Annotated in this window: 3 protein-coding genes; 2 read left to right on the top strand and 1 reads right to left on the bottom strand. The window is 71.7% G+C overall.

Annotation, left to right across the window (positions count from 1 at the left end):
- On the bottom strand, positions 1-5,013 hold a 5,013-nt coding region (locus tag K6I33_RS27725), incomplete at its 3' end, for a type I polyketide synthase (RefSeq protein WP_229357273.1).
- Positions 5,014-5,554: 541 nt separating this feature from the next.
- Between K6I33_RS27725 and K6I33_RS27720 the strand changes: the two genes are divergently transcribed.
- Positions 5,555-6,661, top strand: a complete 1,107-nt coding sequence (locus K6I33_RS27720; protein WP_229357272.1) for an amidase domain-containing protein — start codon at positions 5,555-5,557, stop codon at positions 6,659-6,661.
- Positions 6,661-7,929 carry a hypothetical protein gene (locus K6I33_RS27715; RefSeq protein ID WP_229357271.1) on the top strand — a complete coding sequence of 423 codons (1,269 nt, stop codon included), beginning with the start codon at positions 6,661-6,663 and terminating at the stop codon, positions 7,927-7,929. The genes K6I33_RS27720 and K6I33_RS27715 overlap by 1 nt, the downstream gene beginning before the upstream one ends.
- Positions 7,930-7,947: the final 18 nt, after the last annotated feature.

The raw sequence follows: 7,947 nt of genomic DNA, 5'->3' as shown, positions 1-7,947 counted from the left end.
CGGGAGCACACCCGGCACCGGCGTGGCCGGTACCGCCGCCGGCGCGGCCGGCGGCACACCCGCCGCCCCGCCGAGATACGTCATCAGCACGTCGCGCTGCGCCGCCACCAGCTCCCGGCTGGTGCGCAGGAATTCGTGGACCATGCGGTCACGGTCGTCCGCCGTGCCACCGTCCTGGGCCCGGATCACTGTCATCTCCTCCATCGGTATGCGTCGGGCGGGTGCGAGCGAGCCGGACAGCAGGCCGCCGTCCCTGGTGCGCGTCAGGTGCCCGTTGACGATCCAGCCGGGCCGGTCGGGGCAGGCCCCGAGGACGGCTTCGACGCTGTCGCGCCCGCGGTGCGTCCAGCCGGTGCGGACGGGGACGCCGGCGACGGCGAGCCGGGCGAGCAGGCTCAGGAGACCGCGCAGTCCGGTGCCTTCGGGTCCTTCGCACCCCACCGCGATGTGCGGACGGTCGCCGAGGATCCGTCCCACCAGGCCCGTCAGCACCGAACCCGGCCCGGCCTCCACGAAGACCCGGACGCCGGCCTCGTGCATTCGTTCGATCTGCTGCGCGAAGAGCACGGGGGAACCGATCTGGGCCGCCAGCTCGGACCGTATGTCGTCCGGTCGCCCGGGGTAGGCGGCAGCCGTCCGGTTCGCCCACACCGGTATTTCCGGTGCGGCCACCTGCCGGGCGGCGAGGACCTCGGCGAACCGCTCGCCCGCCGGGGCCACCAGGGGGCTGTGGAAGGCGCACGCCACCGGCACGGCCTTGGTGCCCAGGCCCCGCTCGCGCAGCCGGCGCACCGCCGCGCCGATCGCCTCCGCGGGGCCGGAAATCACCGTCTGCCGGGGTGCGTTGTGGTTCGCGACCACCACCCGGTCGGCCAGTCCGGCCGCCCGCAGCTCCGCGGCGACGTCCTCGTGCCCGGCCGCCACGGCGGCCATGGTTCCCGGCTCCGCGCCGGCGGCGGCCAGGATCGCCTCCGCGCGCGCCGCGCTCAGCTCCAGCAGCGTCTCCGGCTCGAACGCCCCGGCCGCGCACAGCGCGACCAGTTCGCCGTAGCTGTGCCCGGCCACCGTCGCGGGCCGGACGCCGGCCCGGCCCAGCAGCTCGGCCACGGTCAGCCCCATGATGCCCAGCGCGGGCTGCGCGGCCCTGGTGTCGGTGAGCCGGGCGCGCCGTGCCTCCTCGGCGCCGGGGTCGAAGGCGGTCGGCGGGAAGATGATGTCCGCCCACTCGCGGCCGGTCCGCAGATGCCGCTGGACCTCCGGGAAGGCGATGAACAACTCGGCGAGCATGTCCGGACGCTGACTGCCCTGGCCGGGGAAGAGGAACGCCACCTCGCCGCCCGGCCCGTCCGATCCGACCGATCCGACCGATCCATCCGATCCGTCCGGCCTCGCGCCGAAGATCCCCGCCCGGGGATCGTGCTCGCCCTCCCGGGCCCGCTCCAGCAGCCCTGGCAGCTCCTCCAGGTCACGGGCCACGACTGCCGCCCAGGCCGGTTTCCCGGACGCGTCGGCGCGCCGGGCGGCGCTCAGCGCCAGGTCGCGCAGCCGCCAGGAACGGCCCTGCCGGTCGTTCTCCGCGACCAGCCCCAGCAGCCGGCCGATCTCCCGGGCGGCCTCCGCCCGGTCGGTGCCGTGGAAGACGAACAGCTCCGCCGGCCAGGCGTCGAGCCCGTGCCGGGGCGGAGGCCCCGCCTCGTGCCCGCGCAGCACCACGTGGAAATTGGTGCCGCCGAAGCCGAACGCGCTGACCCCGGCGACCCGCTCACCGGGTGCGGCCGCCCACGGGCGGGCGACGGTGTGGAAGGCGAACGGACTGCTCTCCGCCTCCCAGGCCGGGTTGGGCCGGGTCAATTGCGCCGTGGGCGGCCTGACCCCGGTGTGCAGGGCCAGGGCCGCCTTGATCAGACCGGCCAGTCCGGCCGCGCACTTGGTGTGCCCGATCTGGGACTTCACCGAGCCGAGCGCGCATCCCCCCGGAGCCGCCCCGGCCTCGGTGAACACCTCGGTGAGCGTGGTGAGCTCGGTACGGTCGCCGACCACCGTCCCGGTGCCGTGCGCCTCCAGCAGACCCACCTCGGCCGGGGAGATCCCGGCATGGCGGTAGGCCCGTTCCAGCGCCGCCCGCTGGCCCTCCGGGCGGGGTGCGGTCAGCCCCAGGGACCTGCCGTCGCTCGAACTGCCGACGCCCTTGACGACCGCGTAGACACGGTCACCGTCCCGCTCGGCGTCCGCCAGCCGCTTGAGCACGACGCAGGCGACGCCCTCACCGAGCGCGATTCCGTCCGCCGCGCTGTCGAAGGTGCGGGAACGGCCGGTCGGGGACAGCGCGTGCACCGAGGAGAAGAGCAGATAGTCGTTGAGCCCGTTGTGCAGGTCCGCGCCTCCGCACAGGACGAGGTCGCTGGTGCCGGCGGCCAGTTCCTTGCACGCCACGTCCACCGCGGCCAGCGAGGAGGCGCAGGCCGCGTCCACGGTGAAGTTCGCACCGCCCAGGTCGAGCCTGTTGGCGATCCGCCCGGCGATGACGTTGGCCAGCATGCCCGGGAACGAGTCCTCCGTCAGCCGCGGGAGTTGCTCGTCCAGCCCGGGCGGCAGTTCCCCTGTATAGGCGGGGAGTACCGTGCGCACGGTGGTGGCGTTCGACAGGTCACTGCCCGCCTCGGCCCCGAACACGACCGACGCCCTGGAGCGGTCGAAGGGACGCTCCTCGTAGCCGGCGTCGCGCAGCGCCCGCCGCGCGGCCTCCAGCGCGAGCAGCTGCACCGGCTCGATGCTGCCGAGCGAGGACGGCGGGATGCCGTAGCGCAGCGGGTCGAAGGGGATGTCCGGCAGGAAGCCACCCCATTTCGACTCCGTGCGGGCTCCATCCGCTCCGGGCGCGTAGTGCAGCTCCGGGTCCCAGCGCTCCGGTGGCACCTCGCCGACCGCGTCGGCGCCCGCGACCACGTTCGCCCAGTAGGCGGCCAGGTCCGGCGCGCTGGGGAACATGCAGGCCATGCCGACCACGGCGATGTCGAGCGGGGCCGGGGCGCGTTCCGGGGTGTCCTGGCGGAACCTCTCCCGCAGCCGCCGGGCGCGCGCGACGAAGAAGCCGGCGGCTTCCGCGCTGACGGCGGTGTGCAGTTCGGGGACGGTGGTGACCGCGGCCCGCAGCACGGCCACCTGGCCGGCCATGAACATGCCTTCGGTCAGCTGCCGGGCCTTGTCGACCTCCGTGAGCGATTCGCCGGTCCGCTCCACGCCCTTGCTGGCGATCCTCAGCCGCCCGATGTTGAGCTGCTCCAGCCGCTCCCATGCCTGCCGCTCCGGGACGCCGCTCCTTTGCAGCTCCTTCTTGGTGACGCGGAATTCCTCCGTGAACGGGCTGCTCACGCAGCGGGTGGCGTGGCCGGGTGCGGTCTCCAGCAGCTCGGTCCGTCGTGCCGCCAGGACCTGTTGCTGGAACACCGACCGCACGGCACCCCGGTCCACCGCCTCCTCGGTGAACAGGTACGCGGTGCCCATGAGCAGTCCGACGGCCACTCCGCGGGCGGTCAGCGGCGCGGCGAGCGCGGCCACCATCGCGGCCGACCGCTTGTCGTGCACGCCACCGGCGAAGAACACCCGCAGCTCCGCCGGGTCCGCGCCCTCGACCGTGTCCAGGAACTCCTCCAGCACATCAACCTGCGCCTCCCACAGCGCGAAGCTGCTACGCGGTCCGACATGGCCGCCGCACTCCGAGCCCTCGAAGACGAACTTGCGCGCGCCCGAGTCCAGGAACTGCCGGAGCAGCCCGGGCGAGGGCACGTGCAGGAAGGCGTCGACGCCTGCCGCCTCCAGCTCGGCCGCCTGCGCGGGCCGGCCGCCCGCGATGACGGCGCAGGAGGGCCGGGCCTCCCGGACGAGTTCCAGCTGCGCGGCCTTGATGTGCGCGGGCGCGAAGCCGAGGATGCCCACGCCCCAAGGGAGTTCGCCCAGTTCGTCGCGGGTCTGCTCGAGCAGGGTCCGGGTCTCCAGCGGCCCGGCGAGGGACAGCGCGATGAAGGGCGTCCCGCCATGGCCGGCGACGGCGGCCGCGAACCGCGCCTGGTCGCTGACCCTGGTCATGGGTCCCTGGGCGATGGGCAGCGCGGTGCCCATCGCCCGGCTCATCGGGGAGCCGCGCAGCAGCGCCTTCGCGGCGGCGTCGTCGCGCACGGCCTCCCGGATGGCGGCGGTGACGCCGCGGACGGCCGCGCCCACATCGCCCCAGCGCCGGGCGAACGAGGAGGCGAGGCAGCCGTCCTGGCCCACGGGGAGCAGCCGGGTACGCGGATCGTCCGTGCCCAGCAGCCGGGCGACCTCGTCGGGGTCGTCCGGCAGGAGCGGTGCGTCCGGTCCCCGGCGGCGCAGCACCCGGTGGCCGGCGGCCACTACGGTCTCCGAGCCGTCCATGGCCCGGACGGCAGCCGCCACCTCCTCCGGGACGCCGGATTCGTCGAGCAGCGCCAGCTGGGTGTCCAGGACGACGCCTGCCGCACCGCCGACGACGGCGGCCGCGGCGGTGCGCGGCCCGATGCCCCCGCAGGCCCAGACCGGCAGGCCGAGTTCGGGGTCCGCCACCAGCTGCTGGAGGAGGACGAAGGTGCTCAGCTCGCCGACTGGTCCGCCGGCCTCGTTCCCCCGGGCGACGAGACCGTGCGCCCCGGCCCGCGCGGCCGCCAGGGCCGACTCGTGGTCGGTGACCTCGACCAGGACGCGGTGCCGGCCGGCGAGGTCGCCCGGGGCCGACCCGGCATCCGCGCCGAGCAGTACGGTGTGCACGCCCCCGTCGGCCGCCAGGTCGTCCGGCCCGAGCGCGCATCCCGCCCCGACGCGCACCCCGAAGGGGCCCGGCATCCATTGCCGCACCAGCTGGAGGGCCGCGCGGGCCGCGCGGCGCCGGCCGCTTCCGAGGTCGAGCACGCCCAGACCGCCGGCACGGCAGACCGCCGCCACCAGGCGCGGGTCGGGTTCGCCGAACGGGCTGACGCCCAGGATTGTTTCTGTGGACACGGGCACTCCGGGAGGCAAGAGGGTTGTTCGCGAGCACCGGGAACGCGTGGGGGCCTCGGGCACCCGAGGCCGGAGGGACGTCGCGATAGGTACCGGTGGGATGGGACGAGGCAAGAGGCATACGACCTCGAAGGTCGTCGAAACGCGGCCCGACTTTCCCGGTGGGCCTGGCTGGATCATTGCACGGTGGGACGCGAAAGGAATACCTGATTCAGCACTGTGACGTGAATGGTGTACATCACATCAAGGATTGGGCCAGTGCCGGTTGCGGGAAACCCGCAAGGGAATTGCGGTAATCCCGTAGCGGGTGCGGAAATGCCGAAGAATTAGTCCGTACCAGCCACGACGATGGACTCAACCGCGCTGGAAGTGAAGGAAATTGACTGCGCGTCAGATGTAAGTGGAATTCCGCCCGGAAAAATTTCCCGATCCGGGGTTGCCATTCCGGATGCCTGTGCGAGGATTCCGCTGTCCGGCTCGAAATGGGACGGACGGAGAAAGGAGTCCTGTGAAATCATTGACGCTCAGATATGCTGCCGGGGTGGTCGCCTCCATAGCGGTCTCGGCCGCGCTGGTACCCGCGTCCGCCGCGGGGGCGGTGACGCGTCCCGGGGGCGTGGACAAGACGACGGCCGAGTCCTTCAGCCGCATCGCGGGTGTCGTGCTCACCGACCGCACGGCGGCGATCGTCGACGGCAAGGTGCGGGGGCACACCACCCCGCCGCCCGCGAAGCAGGTGCACCTCTCGGCCGCGATGAAGCGATCGGAGAAGTCTGTGGTGGCCTCGCTGCACGACCGCAAGAGGAAGCTCAGGTCCCTGGGCGAGGCGTACTCCGCCGGCGACACTCGGGTCGCGGTGGACCGGACCAGCGTCGACGGCAAGAAGGCCACGATGCGGGTGACCGAGACCACGCGGCTGACCTACCGGAAGATCCGCGGTGACGAGCCGGACGACACCGGTTTCCAGGCCCACCACGAGCTGAGCTTCGCCGCCAAGAACGGCGCGTGGGAGCTCGTGGGTGTCACGTCACTGGACGAGATGCCGCAGATCAACGCCCCGGCGCCGGCCGTACCCAAGGTGACCGCGAAGGCGGGCGCCGGGGACATGCCGAACGCCCCCGAGGCGAGCGTCTGGCCGTTCGTGAAGCGGCTGCCGAAGGACAACAAGGCGACCGGCCTCGACTACAAGGCGATGGCCGACTACGCCGAGAAGTACTGGAAGAACTACAACCCGGCCTACCGGAAGTACCCGCTGGGCAACGGCGGGGACTGCACCAACTTCGTCAGCCAGGCGCTGAAGGCCGGCGGCTGGAAGCACGCCCCCGGCAAGGCCGGCGACTACACGAAGTGGTGGTACGGGGCCGACACCCAGTCGGACTCCTGGACCGGCGTCAACGAGTGGTCCTGGTTCGCGCAGAACTCGAACCGGGTGAAGCCGCTGAAGTACGTCTACCAGATGGAGGTCGGGGACGTCCTCCAGGCGGACTTCGACCGTGACGGGTCCAAGGACCACACCATGCTGGTGACGTACCGCGACGCTCTCGGCATCCCGTATCTGACGTACCACTCCTTCGACACCTACCGGCGGTCGATACTGAGCCTCTCGGTGACGCTGCCGTTCACCAAGTGGTACGCCTACCGCACCTGATGCGTACGGCGCGCGGCGCGGTGGTCCTGGTGACCGGGACCGCCCTCGTGCTCGGGCCGCTGTCGGGCTGCGGATCCGGTGGGGACGGGACGAGGGCCGCGCTCCCTCCCTCCGCCCGTCCCTCGTCCGCTCCTCCGTCCGTTTCGCCGGCCCCCGCTCCGTCCGGGTCGAAGCCGGTGGACCCGGAGGAGAAGTGGGACGGAAAGGTACGGATCCTGGGCGACGGTTCGACGTCCTCCACCGGCCCGCAGCCACACCGGCCCAAACCGGAGAAGCTCAAACCCGGCGAGAAGCCACCGCAGTTCGTGGTGTTCTCCTGGGACGGCGCGCTCCAGGGCGACGACGAGCAGTTCTCGCACTTCCGTGAGGTCGCCAGGCAGAACAACGCCCAGATGACGTTCTTCCTCACCGGCGCCTATCTGCTGCCCAAGTCGAAGGCGTCGCTGTACCAGCCGCCGCGGCACAAACGCGGCGAGATGGCCATCTCGTACGCCACCGACCAGCACATCCGGGACACCCTGGAACAGCTGAGCGGGGCCTGGCTGGAGGGCAACGAGATAGGCACGCACTTCAACGGGCACTTCTGCGGCGCCAAGGGCGGCGGCGACTGGAGCGTCGTCGAGTGGAAGAGCGAGATCGAGCAGTCCTACTCCTTCGTCGAGAACTGGAAGACCAATACCGGATACAAGGACCTGCCTCCCCTGCCCTTCGACTACAAGAAGGAACTCGCGGGCGGCCGCGCCCCCTGCCTGGAGGGCCAGAAGAACCTGTTGAAGGCCGCCAAGTCCTTCGGCTGGCGCTACGACGCGAGCTCACCCGGTGACTTCCAGCTCTGGCCGTCGAAAATCAACGGCATCTGGAACTTCCCGCTGCAGCTCGTCCCTTACCCCGGGACCGAGCGGCAGGTCCTCTCCATGGACTTCAACTTCCTCTACAACCAGTCCGGCGACAACACCAAGGGCGACCCGGCCAAGTACGAGCAGTGGCGCAAGCTCACCAGGGACGGCTATCTCAACGGCTTCGAGCGCGTCTACAACGGCAGCCGGGCGCCGCTGTTCATAGGCAACCACTTCGAGGACTGGAACGGCGGCATCTATATGAAGGCCGTCGAGGACGTCATGAAGTCGGTGTGCAAACGCGACGGCGTGCGCTGCGTGACCTTCAAGCAGCTCGCCGACTGGCTGGACGTCCAGGATCCCCAGGTCCTGGAGAAGATGCGCCAGTTGGACCCGGCGCAGTCCCCGGACTGGAAGTCCCTGGTCAAGTAAGTCCCCCACCCCCTGCCC

The organism is Streptomyces sp. UNOB3_S3 (assembly GCF_020740895.1).
Classification (GTDB): Bacteria; Actinomycetota; Actinomycetes; order Streptomycetales; family Streptomycetaceae; genus Streptomyces.
The sequence above is the reverse complement of the archived record's forward strand: the minus strand, read 5'-3'. Positions and strand labels throughout refer to the sequence as shown.

Excerpts from the sequence above, each read along its gene's own strand:
- K6I33_RS27715 (WP_229357271.1), top strand. The coding sequence starts at position 6,661 with ATGCGTACGGCGCGCGGCGCGGTGGTCCTGGTGACCGGGACCGCCCTC.